This window comes from Saccharopolyspora sp. NPDC049357 (genome assembly GCF_040677225.1).
Classification (GTDB): Bacteria; Actinomycetota; Actinomycetes; order Mycobacteriales; family Pseudonocardiaceae; genus Saccharopolyspora.
Map to the genome: position 1 here is coordinate 106,275 of NZ_JBFAQJ010000015.1, position 19,211 is coordinate 125,485.

Sequence of the window (19,211 nt, forward strand, 5' to 3'; positions counted from 1 at the left end):
CAAGAGTGCTCTGGAATGCAAGGGGCCCTGAATCGGTTCCAGCCGACCGGGGCCCCTTGGCCAGACCAATCCCGAATTCGGTGGAGGAAACACGCACATGACTCAGGTTCCGAACGTCACGCTGAACACCGGTGCTTCCATGCCTCAGCTGGGTTACGGCGTCTTCCTGGTTCCGGCCGACGAGGTCATCGCCCCGGTCCGCGCAGCGATCGACGCCGGGTACCGCAGCATCGACACCGCGAAGGTGTACGGCAACGAGGAAGGCGTGGGCAAGGCCATCGCCGACTCGGGCGTCAAGCGTGAGGACCTCTTCGTCACCACCAAGCTGTGGAACGACGACCAGGGCTACGACAGCACGCTCAAGGCGTTCGACGACAGCCTGTCCCGCTTGGGCCTCGACTACGTGGACCTCTACCTGATCCACTGGCCGGTTCCGAGCCAGGACGCCTACGTCGACACCTGGAAGGCGTTCGAGAAGATCTACAACAGCGGCCGCGCCAAGGCGATCGGCGTGTCGAACTTCCAGATCCCGCACCTGCAGCGCCTCTTCGACGAGACCAGCATCGTGCCCGCGCTCAACCAGATCGAGCTGCACCCGAACCTGCCGCAGGCCGATCTGCGCGCCTTCCACGCCGAGCACGGCATCGCCACCGAGGCGTGGAGCCCGCTGGGCCGCAACAACGGACTGCTGGACAGCGCCACGGTCGCCAACCTGGCGGAGAAGTACGGCAAGACCCCGGCGCAGATCGTGCTGCGCTGGCACATCGAGCTGGGCAACGTGACCATCCCGAAGTCGGTCACGCCTTCGCGCATCAAGGAGAACATCGAGGTCTTCGACTTCGAGCTCGCCCAGGACGACATCAAGGCCATCACCGCCCTCGAAACGGGCGTCCGCGTCGGCCCGAACCCGGACGAGATGTGAGCCTTCGCCCTCGCTGAGAAGACCCCCCGACCGCCGCTGGTGGTCGGGGGTCCTTCTCCTTCGCGCTCAGGCGACGCGGAGGCGGGGTTTCGGGGACAGGGCGCGCAGGACGTTGCTGCCCGAGCGCAGCGAGACGACCTGGCTGTGGGTGGCCAGCCAGCCCGGGAAGCGGGCGAGGCGCTGGATCGGGGTCCGTCGCTGCGCCGAGGTCAGCGCCGCCGTGCGGGAGACCTTGAGGACCCGCGGGCGGCGTTCGAACTCGTAGGCGCGCAGCCGCTCGGCCGGGGAGCCCTCGGCGTCGGCCATGTACTGGGTGAGCAGCCAGGCGTCTTCTAGCGTCTGGTTGGCCGCTTGGGCGACCGCGGGCGGCATCGCGTGCACGGCGTCGCCGAGCAGGGTGCTGCGCGGCCCGCCCCAGATGTGCGGGACCTTGTGCCGGATGTGGGGGAAGAAGCCCAGGTCGTCGTCGGTGACGGAGGCCAGCAGCGCCTCGACCGGACCCGGCCAGCCGCGGAACATCTCGCGCAGCTCGGCGACCGTGTGGACCCGGTCGCCCTCCTTCCAGGGCATGTCGAACCACCAGTGCAGCAGCCCGTCACCGGTGGGGATGAGCCCGCAGTGCGCGTTGCGCCCGGCGATGTTGAGCGTCTGCCTGCCCGTGGCGACCGGCAGGTCGCTGCGGGTCAGCCCCTGCCAGCTGGCCCAGCCGGTGGGCTTGGCGGGATCACCGCCGAGGACCTGCTGGCGCACTACCGAGCGCTGCCCGTCGGCGCCGATGAGCACGTCGCCGACCGCGCTGGAGCCGTCGGCGAACTCGACCCGCACGTGATCGGAGTGCTCGCTGACCGAGACGCAGCGGCGGCCGAACTGCAGCGCGCCCGGAGGCAGCGCGGCGGCCATCTCCGCGATCAGCTCCCGGCGCGGGATCTGCACGGTCGGCGACCCGAGCCGCTCGGTGACCTCGTCCAGGTCGGCTTCCCAGAGCAACCGTCCGGATTCGGTGAGTGACCGGAGGCTGTCGAGCTGATGCCCGCGGTCGGTGATGTCCACGCCCAGCTCGCGCAGCGCCGCGGTGCCGTTGCTCCACACCGTGATGCCCGCGCCAGACGTCCTCAAGGCGTCGTGGTGCTCATAAACCTGCACGTCATGGCCTTTGCCGAGCAACCCGTTGGCGATTGCGAGTCCCCCGACTCCGGCTCCGATCACGAGAACTCGCATCGTCTCCATCCGTCATCCCCGACGTAGCTACCCCGACAATTTTATCCACTCGACCGTATGTACCGAATTGTCCTTGGTCACACGCCGTGAACGGCGTCGCCGCACCATATCGGGGACAGGTTTTCGGAAAATGAAAACTCGCCTAGGCACCGGGGTACCCGAGAACTATGTTGCCTGCCATGAGCCCACGTGTTGCACCACCGTTCCGGGCCGACCACGTCGGCAGCCTGCTCCGCCCCGAGCGCCTGTTGGAAGCCCGAGACTCGCACGCGGCCGGCCGAATCGACGACGCCGAGCTGCGCGGGATCGAAGACGAGGCGATCACCCAGGTCGTGAAGATGCAGGAGGACATCGGCCTGCAGAGCGCCACCGATGGCGAGTTCCGCCGCAGCTCATGGCACATGGACTTCCTGTACCAGCTGGACGGCGTCGAGCGCGTCGACGACAACAGCCTCAAGGTCCAGTTCCACAACGCCCAGGGTGACATCGAGTTCATCACCCCCGACCTGAAGGTCACCGACAAGATCAAGCTCTCGGGCACGATCTTCGCCGACGCCTTCAGGTTCCTGACCTCGAAGACCACCAAGAACACGCCGAAGCTGACCATCCCGTCGCCGGGCATGCTGACCTACCGGGGCGGCCCCGCTGCCGTCGACTCCAGCGTCTACCCGGACATGGCCGAGTTCCGCGCCGACCTGGCCGCCGCCTACCGGGCGGAGGTGCGCGCCCTGGCCGACCTGGGCTGCCACTACCTGCAGCTCGACGACACCAGCCTGGCCTACCTCAACGACCCGAAGCAGCGGGAGATGCTCAACGCTCGGGGCGAGGACGGCGAGAACGCGCACGTCAAGGACATCGAGCTGATCAACGAGTCGCTGCGCGGCCGCCCGGACACGCTGACGGTGACCACGCACATGTGCCGTGGCAACTTCCGGTCGTCGTGGGTCGCCGAGGGCGGCTACGACTTCGTCGCCGAGGCGCTGTTCGGGCAGTTGGAGGTCGACGGCTTCTTCATGGAGTTCGACGACGAGCGCTCGGGCACCTTCGCCCCGCTGCGGTACGTGCCCAAGGGCAAGCACGTGGTGCTGGGCCTGGTGACGACCAAGCGCGGTGAGCTGGAGTCCAAGGACGAGCTCAAGCGCCGCATCGACGAGGCCGCCAAGTACGTCGACCTCGACCAGCTGTGCCTGTCGCCGCAGTGCGGGTTCGCCTCGACCAAGGACGGCAACGCCCTGACCTACGAGGAAGAGGTCGCCAAGCTCCGCCTGGTCGTGGAAACGGCCCAGGAGGTCTGGGGCTGATCGTTCGCGGGCGGTTGCTCGGTCCTCGTCCTTCCCACCGGAGCGATCGCACCGCCGCAGGTTCTGAGCGGCTTCGTGGCGAGGACGGCCGTCGCGTCGTGCGTTGGACCGCATGGGCGACGGCACCCGCAGTCCATGGAGCCGCTCAGGTTCTGCTACCCGGCACCGCCGCGGACGGCGATCACCGTCAGATCGAGATCAGGCCGCTTCTTCGAGGAAGCGTCCTGCCACCAGGCCCGGTTCTTCGGCGCCGTCGAATCTCACCCAGAGGACCGGGCCTTCGAAAACCTGCGGGAGACCCGTGGCGGTCTCCACCACCGTGCCCTCCTGATCACGGAACCGGCCGAACGTGGCACGCACCCGCACGCCTGGTTCAAACGGGCTCGATGATTGCTCCATGAGGTGGACGGTACGTGGCGGTACCGACAATGCGGAAATCGCCCGTCCCTTCCATGAAAATCCCCACACGCCGATCGTTGAACCCCCAGGTGGGAGGATGTCCGGGGGAGGGTTGATGCGGACGATCAAGCGGTCGGGCGAGCACGAGATCGAGGTGCGCAGATCCCGGTTCATCTGCTCGTTGGCGCGGGTGACCGAGGAGTCCGAGGCGCGGGAGTTCATCCAGCTCCAGCGCAAGGCGCACCACGACGCCCGCCACCACTGCTCGGCGTTCGTCCTCGGCGACTCCGGCGAGATCCAGAAGTCCAGCGATGACGGCGAACCCGCGGGCACGGCCGGGGTGCCGATGCTGGAAGTGCTGCGCCGCAACGAGATCACCAACGCCGTGGCCGTGGTGACCCGCTACTTCGGCGGGGTGCTGCTGGGCGCGGGCGGCCTGGTCCGCGCCTACGGGGGCGCGGTGTCGGCGGCTCTGGAGCACGTCGGAACCCTTCAGCGGCGACCGGTGCGGGTGCTGCTGGTGGAGGCCGACTACGTGCTGGCGGGCAGGCTCGACAACGATCTGCGGTCGGCCGGTTACCAGGTCGCCGACACCTCCTACGACGCCGCGGTCCGCTTCCACGTCCACGTGCCGGTGGAGGACGTCGACGGGTTCCACGCCTGGTTGGCCGAGAGCACCGGCGGAGCCGCTCAGGCCGCCGAAGGCCCGCTCGTCCACGCCGAGATGTAGGTCAGGACGCCGCCGACGTGGTGGCCGCCGCGGTGTCGGCGGGTGCCGCGGGAGGCCGTCTGGCGCCGGGCTTGCCCGCCACCGCGGCGATCGTGCCGATGAGCACTCCGAACAGCAGGCCGAGGACCACGTCGTGCGGGTAGTGCACGCCGATGTAGACCCGCAGGAACGCCTCCAGCAACGCCACGACCGCGACCACCGCGGCGGCACTCCGCCACAGCGCGGCCACGGTCACCGCGAACGCCGCCGCCGTGGCCGAGTGCCCGCTGGGCAGCGAGAAGATCCCGACCTCGCTGCAGTGCTCGACCGTGGGAACGGGCATCGCGCGGCACGGCCTCGGCTGCTCGATGAGCGCCTTGACCAGGCCGTTGAGCACCCACGCGGAGCCACCGGAGAGCAAGATCGCCAGCATCGCTCGAATCCGCCGGTCGACCTTCCACCACACGAACACGGCGACGGGGATGAACGCGAGCAGCAGGGCATCGGTCAGCACCACCGCGACGGCCTGCACCCAGGCCGGAGAAGCCACACCCCACCCCGCGATGACACGGAACAACTCGGAGCTGAAATCCACCACACCCACCCTAACCGGATTCCCGGGCATCGCCCGGCACACCGGCCGGAGGGCGAATTCCCGCAGGATTTCAACGGGGATCGGATCACGAGTTCAGTGGAAATCCGTTACCGCGCACCGGGGCCGGGTGTATGAGTGAGGGGAAACCGATCTTCTGGGAGGGTTCTGCGATGCGTTCGTCGATCGTCGGGAGTGCTGTCGTCGTCGCTGTTCTGGGGCTGGGGCTTCCGGCGAGCGCGGGAGGAGCGCTGGACCCGCTGGTGGGTTCGGCCGCGGAGCGCGTGGCGCTGTCCGACCAGGTCGCGGCGGCCAAGTGGGGAACGGATTCGCCGATCGAGGACCCCGAGCGCGAGCAGCAGGTGCTCGACGGTGTCGCGGTGAAGGCGGCCGAGCTGGGACTCGACCCCGAGGAGGCCACGCGAGTGTTCCGCGACCAGATCGAGGCCAGCAAGCTCGTGCAGCGAGGGCTGCACGCGCACTGGAGCGCCCACCCGGACGAGCAGCCCACCGAGCGGCCCGATCTCGGCGAGATCCGCCCCGAGCTGGATCGACTGGGGGAGGCGATCCTGCTGCAGCTTCGCGACACCGATGAGCTGCGCGACGGCCCGTCCTGCGACGGCCGGCTGCTCAGCGCCTACGCCCGCACCGCGCACGACCTCACCGTCCTGCACCAGGCCGGGCTGGGCCGGGCGATCCCCTCGATCTGCTCCTGACCTCCGCTCAGGCGAGGGCCTGGTAGGTGGTGGTCTCGAAGTCCTGGAAGTGCGGTGCGCCGCCGGTCAGCGCGCGCTGCGTGAGCAGGATTCCGATCAGGTCCTCGGCCGGTTCGGCGAAAGCGGTGGTGCCGAAGCCGCCGCTCCAGCCGAACTGGCCGACCCCCGCCAGGCCGACCCGCCGGGTCACCACGCTCTGCCCGAACGCCCAGCCGACGTTGCCGGGCAAAGTGGCTGCGGGATCCGGTTTCTGCGACTCGACGAGACGATCCGTGGTGAGCAGCTCGACCGACGCGCGGGACAGCACGCGGGTTCCCTCGTGCTTCCCGCCGTTGAGCAGCATCCGGTAGAACGCGAGGAAATCGTCCGCCGTGGACAGCAGCCCTCCCGCTCCCGAGCCGAACGCGGGCTCCTCGGAAGCGGATGCGGGGAACGGGACGAGCACGCCGTCGTCGGGCATGTAGACGGTGGGAACCCGGGATTCGGCCGAGGTGCGGAAGCCGGTGTCGCGCATCCCGAGCGGTTCGAAGATCCGCTCGCGCAGCAGGTCCGCGAGCTCCCGCCCGGTCGCGCGGGCGATCAGCACGCCGAGCACGTCCGAGCCGGTGTGGTAGAGCCACTGGTCACCGGGCTGGTACGCCAGCGGGAGTTCGCCGAGCCGCCGCATCCACTCGTCGGGAGCCACGCCCGGGTCGACCGGGGACGGTGACAGACCCGCTTCGTGCATCGCCTTCGCGATCGGCACGTCGCCCGGCACGGCGCCGAGCCCGAAGGTGAAGGTCAGCAGGTCACGCGCGGTGATCGGCCGAGCCGCCGGGACCGTGTCCGACAGCGGGGCGTCCGGGCTGGTCAGCACGCGCCGGTCGGCGAGTTCGGGCAGCAACTCCTCGACCGGGTCGTCGAGCCGCAGCGCGCACTCCTCCACCAGGCTCATCACGGCCGCAGCGGTGATGGGCTTGGTCATCGAGGCGATGCGGAAGATCGTGTCGCGCCGCACGGGCTCACCGCCGATCGACAGGTTCCCGTACGACGCGATGTGCGTTTCACCCCCGCGGCTGACCGCGGTCACCGCTCCGGGGAGCGTGCCGTCGGCGACGTAGCCCTCCATGACCTCGCGCATCCGCGCCAGCCTGGCCTGATCGAATCCCACCGTCGTCCTCCTTCGAAGCCTTCGAGTGTCGACTCGACGGCACCCCAGAACTCATCGGCGCCGGAAGAGACCGACCTGGAGGAAGTCCACGCCGAAGACCGGCGACTCCGGCGGCTGGACGCGCATCGGCCGGACCTCCACGGGCGTGAGATCGGCGAAGACGTCCCGCAGCTCCTCGTGGGTGTAGGCGAGACCGCCGGCCAGGACGCCCTGGCGGTAGAGCTCCAGGTCGGGGAGCTCGGTCCCGGAGTTGTCGACTCCGGCGGCGAAGCAGCTGATCGCCAGGTGCCCGCCGGGGGCGAGGAGCCGGTCGAGCAGGTCGAGGTAGCTGATCCGGCGGTGCGGCGGCAGGTGGTGGAAGCAACCCGAGTCGTAGATGAGGTCGTAGGGGCCCGTGAGGTCCGCGGTGAAGGCGTCGCCCTGGTGGAAGCGGACCTCCGGGGTTCGCTCCCGGGCCCACGCGATCGCGGTGGCCGACAGGTCCACCGCGTCGACGTCGAACCCGGAGGCTGCCAGGTGCGCGGCGTTGCGGCCGGGACCGCACCCCAGATCCAGCGCGCGGCCGGACCCCAGCATCCCTCTGTCCAGGTAGGACACGAGACTTTCATCCGGCTTGGCGGCGAAGAACGGGACGTCCCGGTCGCGGTCCTCGTAGAAGCGGTCCCAGAACGGTTCTGGTGCCGGGAAGATCTCGTCGAGCATCCGCAGCAGACCGTCAACGTCGCGCACCGAACGAGCAGCATGTCCCATCCGGTCATGATACCGAAAAACCAAGCGGCACAGAGGAAATCAGCGACTCCAAAGATGCTGAGACGCCAGTCGCGCGCCCTCCGCCAGAGCCGAGAGCTTCGCCCACTGGATCTCCTCGTGGACCCGCTTCACGAAGGCGCCCTGCGCGAAACCGCAGTCCGTTCCGGCGAGCACGTTGTCCCGCCCGACGACACCCGCCAGCCGAACCAGCCGCTGCGCCACCAGCTCCGGGTGCTCGACGACGTTGGTGTGGTGCGTGACCACGCCCGGGATGAGCTTCTTGCCGTCCGGCAGCTTCACGTCCTCCCACACCCGCCACTCGTGCTCGTGCCGCGGGTTGGCCTGCTCCATCGCGTAAGCACCCGCGTTGACCTGCAAGATCAGGTCGATGACGTCGCGCAGCGGTGGGTCGTACGCGTGCGGACCGTGCCAGCTGCCGAAGCACACGTGGTACCGGACGCGCTCCTCCGGCAATCCCTCCAGCGCGTGGTTGAGGGCCCGCACGCGCAGCTCCGCCCAGCGCCGGTAGTCGTCGTAGGAACCGCCCCCGGCCAGGATCGTGTCGCACTCGTGCATCAGCACCGCGTCGTCGACCTGCAGCAGCAGGCCGCTGTCGACGATCGCCCGGTACTCCTGCTTGAGCACGTCGGCCAGCGCGAAGACGAACTCCTCCTCGGAGTCGTAGTGCTCGTTGGTCAGCCAGTAGGCGCTCGCCGGCGCGACCACCGGCAGGAACGCCTCGACCGCTTCGTGCTGCGCCACAGCGGCTTTCACGTTCGCGATGTCGCGGTCGATCGCGGTCCGGTCGTAGCGCAGCGGACCGGTGCAGAACCAGGCCGACGGCGCCTGCTGCTGCGCGCTGCTCTTGCGGACGGCCGCCTCGTCGAGCGCGTCGAGCTCGGCGTAGGCACCGGGGAACGCCTGCCGGTCGCGGCTCGGCGGGAGCATGCTCGACCCTTCGAGGTCGATAGGCCGCGACTCCAGGCCGCTGACCCGTTCGTAGAGGTAGGTGATCCAGCTGGCCTTGCCCATCTCGCCGTCGTCGACGACGTCGACACCCGCCTCCACCTGCTTGCGGACGACGTCGTCGACGGACTCGGACAGGCGGAGCTGGTAGGCGTCCTCGTCCACGGCCGCACCTCGGGCCTTCGCGGACAGGAACGACAGGAGTTCGGTCGGACGGATCAGACTTCCGGTGTGCGTCGCGAGGATCCTGCTCACGGCTCTCCTTCTTCTGATGACCCTGACGAAAACGGCCCCCCAGACCGCACTCCGAACCCTTCTCCACCCCCGACCCCCGGTCAACACCCCCACCACGACCCGGAAACCCACCTGGAGCGTTCGAGCGCGCACTGGGCAGTTCCGGTCCGAACCGACCGTGATCAACATCCGTTTCGCCCGGTCAGTTCAGACCAAAACCGCCCCGTCCCGGGAGGGCACGAAGGAAAGATCGTCGCCGCGATGGCCCGCAAGCCCAAGTCCGTCGCCCGCGCGATGTCCTGGCTCAGCAGGTGCGCGCCCTGGCCACTGCCCGCTGGTAGGTCAAGACGTCGCTGTCCCTTCGAGTTCGGCGGAAGTGCACGCATCCGGAGAGCTCGGCTGCGCGACCCCTCGGAGGCCATGGTGTGACTTCGGTCCGAATTGCCGCTACCACGAGCCGCGAAGATCATCCGGACCTTGTAACCTTGCGCTCGAGGGCCGTTAGCTCAACTGGCAGAGCAGCGGACTTTTAATCCGCGGGTTCAGGGTTCGATCCCCTGGCGGCCCACCAAAACCCCAGGTCACACGACCTGGGGTTCTTTGTTGCCGAGGCCCGGTTGCCAATTGATTGCCAACTTTCCCCGGCCCCTCGATTGGGCACCACGAAGGCCAGGGCTTCGGCACTGGCACGGGACTGCTGCCCCCGGCCGAAGTACGTCTTGGGTCATCGACACCCGCGAGCGGCCAAGGAGGTCGGCCACCTGGCGAGCCGTCGAGCCGGTTTCGTCAAGGAGCGTCGCGACTGTCTTGCGCAGCGTGTGGAGGGTCACCCACTCGTAGCCAGCGCGTCCGAAACGGTGCCCACGCCCCCCGCGGATTCATTTCGCACCCATGTTCCTCAGGATGCGGATATGCATGTGTTTCACGTAGTCGACGTGCCTCGTGGAACTGACTAACCTGATGACGGCGGGTGGCATCCAGGGTGTTCGTGTCGGGTCGGTGCCCGCGTCTGCGGTATTCGCTCGACCAGCGTCGAGGAGATGACACGAAGCCCATGACCGTTCGGAGCCGGAGCCGTGGCGGAGATGCGCCGCTGCCGTTGGCCGAAGCCTTCGCCGCGATCGTCGCGGCCGGAGAGCCCGATGCCCCGCTGCAGGTGTGTCAGGTTGCGGTGGATGCGTTGCCGTTCGACGGCGCGTCCATCACGACCATGACCGATTCCCATCACCAGGAACCCGTCTGCGCCACCAACGAAGCGGCCCGCCGCATCACCGAGCTGCAATTCGAGCTCGGAGAGGGACCGGACCTGGACGCGCACAAATCCGGACGACCCGTGCATGTTCTGGACCTCGCCGAGTTAGGCGAGCACCACTGGCCCCTGTTCGGCCACGCGGTCGGCGGCGAGCCGGCACGAACACTGCACGCTCTCCCCCTCAACGCCGACGGGCCCAGCCTCGGGACGCTGTGCTTCCACAGCACCACGCTGGAACACCTCGCGGTCCAGGACGTGGCCAACGCACGGCGCGCCGCGGACATAGCCACCTGGGCGGTACTCGGCGTCATCGCACAAGAGACACCACAACAAGAGATCGACTGGCTGCAGGGTCGCCTCCAGCTATGGGTGATCCTCCACCAAGCGATCGGACTCATTTCGGACCAAATGCAGGTGAAAATCGAGACGGCACTGACGTGCCTGCGGGCGCATGCATTCGCGTGTGACCGGCCGCTCAGCGACGTGGCCCACGACGTGGCCGTGGGAACCCTGCGATTCGACGACGACGGCCGCTGACCGGCAAAGCACTGTCCACCATGGATCGACGATCCGCGGGTTCAGGGTTCGATCCCCTGGCGGCCCACCAAAAACCCCAGGCCACACGGCCTGGGGTTCTTTGCTTTCCTGATCAGGTCAGGAGATCCACTGCTGTTCTCTGATCGGGGAGCGCATGCCTCGGATGCAGGCCACCATCTCCAGCGTGCGCCGGGTGGGCAGGACCTGGTGGGAGCGGAACATGATGGCTCCGGCGTGGGCGGCCACGGCGGTGGCCGCCAGGGTGCCGGTGAGGAGCTCGTCCTTGTCGGCGACGTCCAGGTCCAGGCTTTCGCGGACGAAGGTCTTGTTCGACAGCGCCATCAGCACCGGCCATCCCGCGGAGACGATCTCCTCCACGCGTGCCACCAGTTCCAGGTGGTCCACCGTGTTCTTCCCGTAGCCGGTGCCGTCGATGAGGATGCCCTCGCGGGGCACGCCCTTGGACTCGGCGAGTTCGGCCAAGCGCGTGGTCTCCTGGACCACCGCGGAGACGACGTCGTCGTAGTCGGAGCGGACCGGCTCGGCGCGTGGGTCGCGGTTGGCGTGGGTGCACAGGTACCCCGCGCCGTAGTTCGCCGCCACGTCGAGGATCTGCGGGTCAGCGGCGCCCCAGGCGTCGTTGATGATGTCCGCGCCCGCTCGGCAGACCGCGTCGGCCACCTCGTGCCGCCAGGTGTCCACGCTGATCAGCACGTCCGGGTAGTTCTGGTGGGTCCACTCCACCGTCGGGAGCACGCGCCGGATCTCTTCCTCGGTGTCGACCTCGGCGCCGGGGCTCGCTGTCACGCCGCCGATGTCGATCACATCGGCGCCCTCTGAGACGGCGCGTTCCACAGCCGCCTTGGCCGCGTCTTCCTCGAAGGTGGCGCCTCGGTCGTAGAACGAATCCGGCGTTCGGTTGACGATCGCCATCACCAACGCCCGGTCCCGAACAACCCGGCGACCGCGGAACACCAGGTCGACCGCGCTGGAGCCAAGATCTCGCAATGCCCGTTCCTTCCTGAGAGGGCCTCGGAGGCCCGATGCGGGCAAGTCTGCCAGAACAGCCGAGCCGCGAGGAGCGCTCAGCTGTTCGATACCAGGTAGCGGACGAGCAGGGTGTCGTCCTGCGCGAGCACCGAGGCGAGGCTGAGCCGGGCGGGGTCGATGCCGGCGCCCTTGGCGATCCGCTCCGCCGTCCCGGACACCAGCAGCGGCGAGATCGTCAGGCGCAGCTCGTCGACGGCGCCCGCTTCGAGCAGCGAGCCGAAGAGCCGCGGCCCGCCATCGCAGTGGATCCGCCGGAGGCCGCGCTGCTCCAGAGCCGCGATCGCCACGCCGAAGTCGACCTCGGACTCACCGGCCAGCACGACCTCCGCACCGGCCGCCTCCCACTGCTCCCGCAGCTCGCGAGGTGCTGAATCGCTGGTGATCACGATCGTCGGGACCTGCGCGTCGGTGATCACCGGCGCGTCCGCCGGGAGGGTTCGACCGGACGTGACGACCGCGATGCGGGGGATCGGCGCCAGACCGTGGCGCTCGCGGAGCTCGGCCTGGTCCTCGTCGGGTTCGATGCCGCGGAACTCCTCGATGACCGCGGTGTTCGACCCGACCAGGATGACGTCGGCCAGCTTGCTCCCCAGCGGGTACACCTCGCGGTCGGCCGCGTTCGTCAGCCCGCCGGAGCGTCCGGCGACCTCGACGGCACCGTCCGCGCTCGACACGAAGTTCACCGCCAGCCACTTGGACTCGCCCTCGGGATACCCGTAGAGGCGTTCGAGCTCCGCACGTTCGACGTTCCCCGCCTCGTCGGGCGGCCACAACAGGTGCATCAGTCCAAATACCTCACGACGTTCGAGGGCTCGCGCCCGCCTGCGATGCTCGCGACCATTTCCAGGGTGTGCCGGGTCTGCCGAACCTGATGCGCGCGGAACATGACCGCCCCGGCCTGCGCGGCGAGCGCGGTCGCGGCGAGCGTGCCGGTCACGCGGTCGCCGAGCTCCACGTCGAGCGTTTCGCCCACGACGTTCTTGTTGCTCATCGCCATCAGCACCGGCCAGCCGGTGTCGATCAGTTCCGGCAGCCGGCGGAGGATCTCCAGCGACTGGTAGGTGTTCTTGCCGAAGTCGATCGCGGGGTCGATCAGCACGCCTTCGCGGGGAACGCCGAGCGAAACCGCCTTCTCCGCCAGCGTCGTCGTCTGGTCGATGACGTCCGCGACGACGTCGTCGTAGCGCGGGCGCGACGGGTCGGTGCGCGGTTCCAGCCCGCCGGTGTGGGAGCAGACGTAACCGGCGCCGTACTGGGCGGCCACGTCGAGCATCTCCGGGTCGTAGCCCTGCCACGTGTCGTTGAGCAGGTCGGCGCCTGCCTGGCACACGCGGTCGGCGACCTCGTGCCGGTAGGTGTCGATGCTGATGATCAGGTCGGGGAACTCCGCGCGAGTCCACTCCAGGGTCGGGAGCACGCGGCGGATCTCCTCCTCGACCGTCACCTCCGGCCCCGGGCTCGCCGGGATGCCGCCGATGTCCAGGACGTCGGCGCCTTCCGCGACGGCGTCGGCGATGGCTGCCCGAGCTCGGCCTTCCTCGAAGGTGGCGCCGTGGTCGTAGAACGAATCCGGCGTGCGGTTGACGATCGCCATGATCAAGGCTCGATCGCCGACCACTGCTCGGCCCCGGAAGGCCAACTCAGGCATCCAGCCCCCTAACTGGGAAAACTCGGCGCGTAACGCTTCTCGCCGAGCCTACCGAACCAGGCCTGTTCCACGGCCCGCTCACCCATCGCCTCCGCGGCCGTTGGCATCGGGCGGTTTTGGTCCGAACCGCCCGTGATCGATGTCGGTTCTGCCCGGTCGGTTCGGACCAAAACCGCCCACCGGCCGAGCGCGGACGTGCTTTGATCGAACTCATGGTGGAGCTGAGCGCGACCGTGCTGGCCGAGCCCGGGGCCGCGGAGCCGCCGGCGGTGTTCGTCCACGGGGTGCTCGCCTGGGGCGACGACGACCGGTACGGGTTCGGGCATCAGCGGGCGCTCGCCGCGCATCGCCGGATCCTGCTGCTCGATCGGCGCGGCCACGGTGGCAGCCCCGACCTGGAGGGGCCGCACCGGACCGACTACGAGGTCGATGCCGCCGACGTCGTCGAGGCGCTGGGAGACGGCGCGCACCTGGTCGGCCACTCCTACGGAGGGGTGGCGGCGCTGCTGGCAGCCTCCCGGCGCCCCGACCTCGTCCGGTCGTTGTGCCTCATCCAGCCGGGGTCGCTGCGCGTCGCCGAGGACCACCCGGTCATCGCGGACTGCCTCGCCCGCAACCGCGCGTCCACCGGCTCGCTGCCACCGGAGATGACCGCCGAGCAGTACCTCCGCCTGGCCACCGAGAGCGTCGGCATGCCGACCCCACCCGCGACACCGGAACGCCTTCGCGCCGCCCGCACGAGCATGGGCGAACGGCCCTGCTGGGACGCGGCGGTCGACCTCGGTCCGATCGCCGACGCGCCCTGGCCGTCGCTGGTCGTCGTCGGCGACTGGGCGGGGGCTCCGGCCGCCTACCGGCAGCTCGCGGGCGAACCGCTCACCATCGCCGCCCAGGTTCTCGCCGACCGCATCGGCGGAGAACTCCTGACGGTGCCCGGCTTCTACCCGCACGTCCAAGAACCGGAAGCCGTCAACCACGCCCTCCAGAACCTCTGGTCCCGCGCCTGAAGGGATCCGCGAGATCGGTTCGATGCGGGAGGTTCTTGCTGCTTGCACAGGGCATCTGGTGGCGTGGGTACTGTGGAGCCGTGATGGAGATCTGGGTCAACCCGCAGTGCTCGAAGTGCCGTTCCGCTGTTGGCGAGCTCGACGCCGCCGGGGCCGGGTACACCGTGCGGCGGTACCTCGAAGACCCTCCGTCCGTCGCCGAGCTCGAAGCCGTGCTGGGGCGACTCGGCTTGGAACCGTGGGACATCGCGCGAACCGGTGAGGCCGTGGCGAAGGAGCTCGGGCTCCGCGAGCTGCCGAAGGACGCCGAGCACCGGGACGACTGGCTGCGGCTGATGAGCGAGAACCCGAAGCTGATCCAGCGGCCGATCATCACCGCGTCCGAGGGCACCACCGTCGTCGGCCGCGACCCGGAATCGGTGAGCCGCGTCCTCGACGCCGAGAAGAACGCCTAGCCGCCAAGGGTTTTCGGCGGATCAGTCGCGGCGGCTGAGCCGCTCGCCGACGCGGATGATGCGCTCACCGACGTTGTCGGCGAGACCGCTGGTGGCGTGGGCGACCCGGTCCGCCGCGGTCCTGCTCACCGCCGCCGCCTTGGTCGCGGCGTCATCGGTGAACTCCGCCGTCGCGGCACCGGCCTGATCCGCCCAGCTCGCGGCACGTCCGGAGAACCGCGCGACGTGCTCGGCGGTGTCCTCGCGAACCTGCTCGTAGAACTTCGCGGTCTGCGCGACCGTGCTGTCGACCAGCTTCGAGAGCGCTTCGGGAACCGGCACCGCAACCTCCTCCGCGGACGTCGAGCGAACCTGTTACTTCGAGTAACACATTAGGCATCTCACACCCCGTCCGCAACGCCCGCCCACGACGCGCCGCGATGATCGGCCGAACGGAGCAGCGGTGCGCGCGTTCGCCGGAGCCCCCTGGGACGTCGGGTCTAGTCCAATGTGGAATCGTGCGCGCCGGGCGTGACGAGGGTCGCTCCGGACCGAGGCTTGATCGTGCCGAGCTGGGGCGACCTCTTCACTCAACCGGAAGTTGCGATTCCACGTGGCCCGGGTGATGCCGGACCGCAACCTTGGGCACATAGGATCAAAGCCCCAGGGAAGGGATTGCCCGCACGGCCGCTGAGCAGGCGTGACCTGAATATGCCAAAACCGTTCATGCGGGCAGAAACGGCGCCGATACGTCGGCAACCACTAAGGACAGATACCTATGCTTCAGCAGCGGACGCGACTGTTCGGTTCCATCGCGGGCCTGTGCACCGCCGGCGCACTGCTCGCCGGCTGCGGCGGTGGCGATTCGGCCGAGCACGCGCAGCACCAGCCCGCGCCGCAGGCGCCCGCCCAGGGACAGTCCGCTGCGGGCAAGCAGACCTCCGGGACGTTCGAGAACTTCTCACCGGCCGCCAAGGCCATCACCTACAAGCCGGACCAGGTGCCGGTGGGCGGGCAGATCAACGTGTCCTCCTCCAACGCCGACGGCAAGAGCAAGGTGACCGTCGAGGTCAAGGGCCTGCAGCCGAACCGCGCCTACGGTGCGCACGTGCACGTCAAGCCGTGCGGCCCGACCGGCGAGGACGCCGGCTCGCACTACCAGGAGAAGGCCGACCCGGTGAAGCCGTCGGTCGACCCGGCCTTCGCCAACCCGCAGAACGAGGTCTGGCTGGACTTCCACACCGACGCCCAGGGCAACGGCACCGCCACCGCCGAGGGCTCCTGGGCGCTGGCCACCCGCGATGACGCCCAGTCGGTCGTCATCCACGAGACCCACACCCATTCCGAGCCCGGCAAGGCCGGCTCCGCGGGCGGTCGCCTGGCCTGCATCGCCGCGGACTTCTGAGCCGCCTGAACCAGCGGGAGGGCACTCGCCGACAGGCGGGTGCCCTCCCTGCTCTTCCGGCTGCGAGAACGACCGCGACGCAGGTCACGGGTGATCGAGGTTCGGCATCAGGGACAATGGGTGCGATGACCGCTCTGGACCTGCCCGCCGCGACGGGCGCCAAGACGCTGCGGATCGGACCCCACGTGGTCGATCCGCCGGTGGTGCTCGCGCCCATGGCTGGGATCACCAACGTCGCGTTCCGGCGGTTGTGCCGGGAGTACGGCGCCGGGTTGTACGTGTGCGAGATGATCACCAGCCGCGCGCTGGTGGAACGGCACCCGAAGACGCTGGAAATGATCACCTTCGACGCCGACGAGCACCCGCGCTCGATGCAGCTCTACGGCGTCGACCCGCTGACCATGGGCAAGGCCGTGCGCATGATCGTCGAGGAGGACCTCGCCGATCACGTCGACATGAACTTCGGCTGCCCGGTGCCGAAGGTGACCCGCAAGGGCGGCGGATCGGCGCTGCCCTACAAGCGGCGGCTGTTCGCCGACATCGTGCGCGCCGCCGTCGAAGCCGCCGAGCCCGCCGGGATCCCGGTCACGGTGAAGTTCCGCATCGGCATCGACGACGAGCACATCACCTACCTCGACGCCGGTCGCATCGCCGAGGACAACGGTGCCGCCGCCGTCGCGCTGCACGGCCGGACCGCTTCGCAGCGCTACTCCGGCACCGCGGACTGGTCGGCGATCCGCACCCTCAAGGAACACGTCACCTCCATCCCGGTGCTCGGCAACGGCGACATCTTCAGCGCCGACGACGCGCTGCGGATGGTGGCCGAAACCGGTTGCGACGGCGTGGTCGTCGGCCGCGGCTGCCTCGGGCGTCCGTGGCTGTTCCGCGACCTGCAGGCCGCGTTCACCGGACAGCCCGTTCCGGAAGGCCCGAACCTGGGCGAGGTCTCGCGCGTGCTGCGGCGTCACGGCGAGCTGCTCGCCGACCACATGGGCGAGGAGAAGGGCCTTCGGGACCTGCGCAAGCACATGTCGCAGTACCTGCGGGGATTCCCCGTGGGATCGGATCTGCGGCAGGGTTTCGGACTCGTCTCCAGCCTCGCGCAGCTCGACGACCTGCTGGCCCAGCTCGACCCGCACGTGCCGTTCCCGGTCGACGCCGAAGGACCGCGCGGACGGCAGGGATCGGCGGGCAAGGTCGTGCTGCCGGAAGGCTGGCTGGACGACCCCGACGACCTCACCGTGCCCTCGGGCGCGGAGATCGACTCCAGCGGCGGCTGACCCGTGCGAGTGGTCTGGCCGCTCCTGGTCGCGCTGTGCGCGACCGGGTGTGCGACGGCCCCGCAGCAGCCGGACTTCCGCGGCTACTTCGCGGACAACAACGCCGCCGCGACAGCCGGGCCGCAGGCGCAGCAGGAGTTCTTCCACCGCTCGCAGCACCCCGATTTCACCGACAGCACGTGCGAACTCGGCGATCTCACGGTCCAGCTGGACCCCGCCTGGAGCACGCTGCGGCCCGACCCCGGATTCACCGCCGACGGCGTGGTCCCGCGCGGCGAGATCTGGGCGATCGGCGTCGAAGTCACCACCCGCGTGAACGGCAGCGCCACCGGTCATCAAATCGGGTCACAACACCTCGTAGTCCTCGACGGGCGGACCTTCGGGTTCGCACCCTGTCCCCAATAACCGAAAACCTCTGACATGCGGCCAAGATCACCTCGGTACGGTTGCAGGGCGGTGATATGAAACCGACACTGGCTCGTCCGTGCGGGTGGGTCCGAACCGATTCGCTTCCACATCCGCCCCTCCGCCCGGTACACACCTAGGAGCCGATGACTCGGTCTCCGATCGCCGACGTTGTCACCCGATCGCGCGAATTGAGATGTGGGGCGAGTCCAACCGGCATGATCGTTCCGTCAGATGACGACAGCGCGGACGGGAGGTGGTCGACGTGATCCGCAACAGGTACGCCGGGCAAGACCCGCACTCCGGTGGCGGTGACGTGCCGCAACCGCCCACGCCTCGCAGCCGTGAGGAAGTCGCCGGCGGCACGGGCATGGCGGAGCTGCACGAGTCCATCGCGCGCCTGCTGGCCTCCCGGGGCCAGTGGCGGCAGGCGTACCACCACCTGCGGTCCGCGCTGGACATGATGTCGTCGGACAAGCCCGCCGTGCCCGAACAGCTGCGCAGCGAGGTCGAACTGCTGCGCAAGGAGCACGCCAAGGCTCGCGAGGAGAGCCTGCGCGACAGCCTCACCGCCAGCTACAACCGTCGCTACCTCGACGAACGGCTCGCGGACCTGGTCGCCGAGAACTCCATGACCGGCGAGGGCATTGCCGTGGCCCTGATCGACCTGGACTGGTTCAAGCTGGTCAACGACACCTACGGACACCTGTTCGGGGACAGGGTGCTGCAGCGCGTCGTCGACCTGCTGCAGGAGGCGCTGCCGGACGGCGCGTTCTGCGCCCGCTACGGCGGGGAGGAGTTCGTGCTGGTGCTGCCGCACATCCTGCCCAACTCGGCGGTGCAGGTCTGCGAAGCGGCCCGGCAGCGCGTGGAGCACTTCCCGTGGGAGACCATGGCGTCCGGACTAGGCGTGACCATCAGCATCGGCGTCGTGCACGAGCAGGGAACCGGCGGGCACGTCTCGGGCGAGCAACAGCTCATCTCCGCCGACGCTCTGCTGTACGCGGCGAAGCGGGCCGGCCGGAACGCCGTCGCGTACCGGAAGGGCGCGAAAGTCCGGTTGGCCGGTGCCGCAGGCGAGCGCGTCACCGAGGCCGGGAGAGCCGTCGGTTACTGATGGCGATCATCCGAGGACGCTCGGTGCCTTCGAGCTGCGCGGATACCGGTCATCTGGCTTAGCACTGTTAGTCGTAACAGACCAGCGGGGCGGTAGGATCGTGCACTGATTGTGAAGAA

General features: G+C 69.1%; 20 protein-coding genes and 1 tRNA gene. 12 read left to right on the plus strand and 9 right to left on the minus strand.

Annotated features, from left to right (window positions below; genetic code table 11):
- The first annotated feature begins 97 nt into the window (after nt 1-97).
- A complete protein-coding gene (locus tag AB0J91_RS15525) occupies nt 98-922 on the plus strand; it encodes an aldo/keto reductase (RefSeq protein WP_363868740.1) in 825 nt (274 codons plus the stop codon).
- Between the two features lie 66 nt (nt 923-988).
- On the opposite strand, the gene AB0J91_RS15530 is transcribed toward AB0J91_RS15525, so the two are convergent.
- Nucleotides 989-2,149 carry an FAD-dependent monooxygenase gene (locus AB0J91_RS15530; RefSeq protein ID WP_363868743.1) on the minus strand — a complete coding sequence of 387 codons (1,161 nt, stop codon included), beginning with the start codon at nt 2,147-2,149 and terminating at the stop codon, nt 989-991.
- A gap of 170 nt (nt 2,150-2,319) precedes the next feature.
- Between AB0J91_RS15530 and AB0J91_RS15535 the strand changes: the two genes are divergently transcribed.
- Nucleotides 2,320-3,441, plus strand: coding sequence for a 5-methyltetrahydropteroyltriglutamate--homocysteine S-methyltransferase (locus AB0J91_RS15535; RefSeq protein ID WP_363868746.1), 1,122 nt, complete (start codon nt 2,320-2,322; stop codon nt 3,439-3,441).
- A 514-nt stretch (nt 3,442-3,955) separates the two neighbouring features.
- Nucleotides 3,956-4,570 (plus strand): YigZ family protein, encoded by a 615-nt coding sequence (locus AB0J91_RS15540; protein ID WP_363868749.1) that lies wholly within the window; start codon nt 3,956-3,958, stop codon nt 4,568-4,570.
- 1 nt (nt 4,571) lies between these two features.
- Here the strand turns inward: AB0J91_RS15540 and AB0J91_RS15545 are convergent, their stop codons facing one another.
- Nucleotides 4,572-5,099, minus strand: coding sequence for a phosphatase PAP2 family protein (locus AB0J91_RS15545; protein ID WP_363868752.1), 528 nt, complete (start codon nt 5,097-5,099; stop codon nt 4,572-4,574).
- Between the two features lie 215 nt (nt 5,100-5,314).
- Here AB0J91_RS15545 and AB0J91_RS15550 point away from each other — a divergent pair, with 215 nt between their 5' ends.
- Nucleotides 5,315-5,857, plus strand: coding sequence for a chorismate mutase (locus AB0J91_RS15550; RefSeq protein WP_363868755.1), 543 nt, complete (start codon nt 5,315-5,317; stop codon nt 5,855-5,857).
- 7 nt (nt 5,858-5,864) lie between these two features.
- Here the strand turns inward: AB0J91_RS15550 and AB0J91_RS15555 are convergent, their stop codons facing one another.
- From AB0J91_RS15555 to AB0J91_RS15565, 3 genes are read right to left on the minus strand one after another with little or no spacing between them, the layout of a single operon-like run.
- Nucleotides 5,865-7,007, minus strand: coding sequence for a serine hydrolase domain-containing protein (locus tag AB0J91_RS15555; protein ID WP_363868758.1), 1,143 nt, complete (start codon nt 7,005-7,007; stop codon nt 5,865-5,867).
- A 51-nt stretch (nt 7,008-7,058) separates the two neighbouring features.
- Entirely contained in the window at nt 7,059-7,757 is a 699-nt protein-coding gene (locus AB0J91_RS15560; protein WP_363868761.1) for a class I SAM-dependent methyltransferase, read from the minus strand.
- A 39-nt stretch (nt 7,758-7,796) separates the two neighbouring features.
- Nucleotides 7,797-8,978 carry a cobalamin-independent methionine synthase II family protein gene (locus tag AB0J91_RS15565; protein WP_363868764.1) on the minus strand — a complete coding sequence of 394 codons (1,182 nt, stop codon included), beginning with the start codon at nt 8,976-8,978 and terminating at the stop codon, nt 7,797-7,799.
- 474 nt (nt 8,979-9,452) lie between these two features.
- On the opposite strand from AB0J91_RS15565, the gene AB0J91_RS15570 reads away from it, so the two are divergent.
- Nucleotides 9,453-9,528, plus strand: a tRNA-Lys gene (locus AB0J91_RS15570).
- A gap of 483 nt (nt 9,529-10,011) precedes the next feature.
- Entirely contained in the window at nt 10,012-10,746 is a 735-nt protein-coding gene (locus tag AB0J91_RS15575) for a GAF domain-containing protein (RefSeq protein WP_363868767.1), read from the plus strand.
- Between the two features lie 117 nt (nt 10,747-10,863).
- On the opposite strand, the gene folP (AB0J91_RS15580) is transcribed toward AB0J91_RS15575, so the two are convergent.
- The 3 genes from folP (AB0J91_RS15580) to folP (AB0J91_RS15590) all read right to left on the minus strand — a co-directional run bounded on the left by folP (AB0J91_RS15580) (nt 10,864) and on the right by folP (AB0J91_RS15590) (nt 13,444).
- Nucleotides 10,864-11,679: a dihydropteroate synthase gene (gene folP, locus AB0J91_RS15580; protein ID WP_363868836.1), complete on the minus strand. Its 816-nt coding sequence runs from the start codon at nt 11,677-11,679 to the stop codon at nt 10,864-10,866.
- Between the two features lie 152 nt (nt 11,680-11,831).
- Entirely contained in the window at nt 11,832-12,578 is a 747-nt protein-coding gene (locus tag AB0J91_RS15585; RefSeq protein WP_363868770.1) for a pyrimidine reductase family protein, read from the minus strand.
- On the minus strand, nt 12,578-13,444 hold the full coding sequence (gene folP / locus AB0J91_RS15590) for a dihydropteroate synthase (RefSeq protein ID WP_363868773.1): 867 nt from the start codon (nt 13,442-13,444) through the stop codon (nt 12,578-12,580). Before folP (AB0J91_RS15590) ends, AB0J91_RS15585 begins: the two co-directional genes overlap by 1 nt.
- A 212-nt stretch (nt 13,445-13,656) precedes the next feature.
- Here folP (AB0J91_RS15590) and AB0J91_RS15595 point away from each other — a divergent pair, with 212 nt between their 5' ends.
- Entirely contained in the window at nt 13,657-14,451 is a 795-nt protein-coding gene (locus AB0J91_RS15595; RefSeq protein WP_363868776.1) for an alpha/beta hydrolase, read from the plus strand.
- 83 nt (nt 14,452-14,534) lie between these two features.
- Nucleotides 14,535-14,906: an ArsC/Spx/MgsR family protein gene (locus tag AB0J91_RS15600; RefSeq protein ID WP_132672095.1), complete on the plus strand. Its 372-nt coding sequence runs from the start codon at nt 14,535-14,537 to the stop codon at nt 14,904-14,906.
- 21 nt (nt 14,907-14,927) lie between these two features.
- Here the strand turns inward: AB0J91_RS15600 and AB0J91_RS15605 are convergent, their stop codons facing one another.
- Complete coding sequence (locus AB0J91_RS15605; protein ID WP_363785813.1) at nt 14,928-15,227, minus strand: hypothetical protein; 300 nt, start codon at nt 15,225-15,227, stop codon at nt 14,928-14,930.
- 436 nt (nt 15,228-15,663) lie between these two features.
- On the opposite strand from AB0J91_RS15605, the gene AB0J91_RS15610 reads away from it, so the two are divergent.
- From AB0J91_RS15610 to AB0J91_RS15625, 4 genes are all read left to right on the plus strand, one after another.
- Nucleotides 15,664-16,290: a superoxide dismutase family protein gene (locus tag AB0J91_RS15610; protein ID WP_363868779.1), complete on the plus strand. Its 627-nt coding sequence runs from the start codon at nt 15,664-15,666 to the stop codon at nt 16,288-16,290.
- 125 nt (nt 16,291-16,415) lie between these two features.
- Nucleotides 16,416-17,570 (plus strand): tRNA dihydrouridine synthase DusB, encoded by a 1,155-nt coding sequence (gene dusB, locus AB0J91_RS15615; RefSeq protein ID WP_363868783.1) that lies wholly within the window; start codon nt 16,416-16,418, stop codon nt 17,568-17,570.
- A 9-nt stretch (nt 17,571-17,579) separates the two neighbouring features.
- Nucleotides 17,580-17,975 (plus strand): hypothetical protein, encoded by a 396-nt coding sequence (locus tag AB0J91_RS15620; RefSeq protein ID WP_235875595.1) that lies wholly within the window; start codon nt 17,580-17,582, stop codon nt 17,973-17,975.
- Nucleotides 17,976-18,345: 370 nt separating this feature from the next.
- On the plus strand, nt 18,346-19,092 hold the full coding sequence (locus AB0J91_RS15625) for a GGDEF domain-containing protein (protein WP_363868839.1): 747 nt from the start codon (nt 18,346-18,348) through the stop codon (nt 19,090-19,092).
- The last annotated feature ends 119 nt before the right edge of the window (nt 19,093-19,211 follow it).

Bases quoted from the DNA above. Each gene is read 5' to 3' on its own strand.
- AB0J91_RS15595 (WP_363868776.1), top strand. From the start codon at position 13,657: ATGGTGGAGCTGAGCGCGACCGTGCTGGCCGAGCCCGGGGCCGCGGAG.
- AB0J91_RS15530 (WP_363868743.1), bottom strand. From the start codon at position 2,149: ATGGAGACGATGCGAGTTCTCGTGATCGGAGCCGGAGTCGGGGGACTC.
- folP (WP_363868836.1), bottom strand. From the start codon at position 11,679: ATGGCGATCGTCAACCGAACGCCGGATTCGTTCTACGACCGAGGCGCC.
- dusB (WP_363868783.1), top strand. From the start codon at position 16,416: ATGACCGCTCTGGACCTGCCCGCCGCGACGGGCGCCAAGACGCTGCGG.
- AB0J91_RS15600 (WP_132672095.1), top strand. From the start codon at position 14,535: ATGGAGATCTGGGTCAACCCGCAGTGCTCGAAGTGCCGTTCCGCTGTT.
- AB0J91_RS15550 (WP_363868755.1), top strand. From the start codon at position 5,315: ATGCGTTCGTCGATCGTCGGGAGTGCTGTCGTCGTCGCTGTTCTGGGG.
- AB0J91_RS15540 (WP_363868749.1), top strand. From the start codon at position 3,956: ATGCGGACGATCAAGCGGTCGGGCGAGCACGAGATCGAGGTGCGCAGA.
- AB0J91_RS15525 (WP_363868740.1), top strand. From the start codon at position 98: ATGACTCAGGTTCCGAACGTCACGCTGAACACCGGTGCTTCCATGCCT.
- AB0J91_RS15610 (WP_363868779.1), top strand. From the start codon at position 15,664: ATGCTTCAGCAGCGGACGCGACTGTTCGGTTCCATCGCGGGCCTGTGC.
- AB0J91_RS15560 (WP_363868761.1), bottom strand. From the start codon at position 7,757: ATGGGACATGCTGCTCGTTCGGTGCGCGACGTTGACGGTCTGCTGCGG.
- AB0J91_RS15575 (WP_363868767.1), top strand. From the start codon at position 10,012: ATGACCGTTCGGAGCCGGAGCCGTGGCGGAGATGCGCCGCTGCCGTTG.
- folP (WP_363868773.1), bottom strand. From the start codon at position 13,444: ATGCCTGAGTTGGCCTTCCGGGGCCGAGCAGTGGTCGGCGATCGAGCC.
- AB0J91_RS15535 (WP_363868746.1), top strand. From the start codon at position 2,320: ATGAGCCCACGTGTTGCACCACCGTTCCGGGCCGACCACGTCGGCAGC.
- AB0J91_RS15625 (WP_363868839.1), top strand. From the start codon at position 18,346: ATGGCGGAGCTGCACGAGTCCATCGCGCGCCTGCTGGCCTCCCGGGGC.
- AB0J91_RS15585 (WP_363868770.1), bottom strand. From the start codon at position 12,578: ATGCACCTGTTGTGGCCGCCCGACGAGGCGGGGAACGTCGAACGTGCG.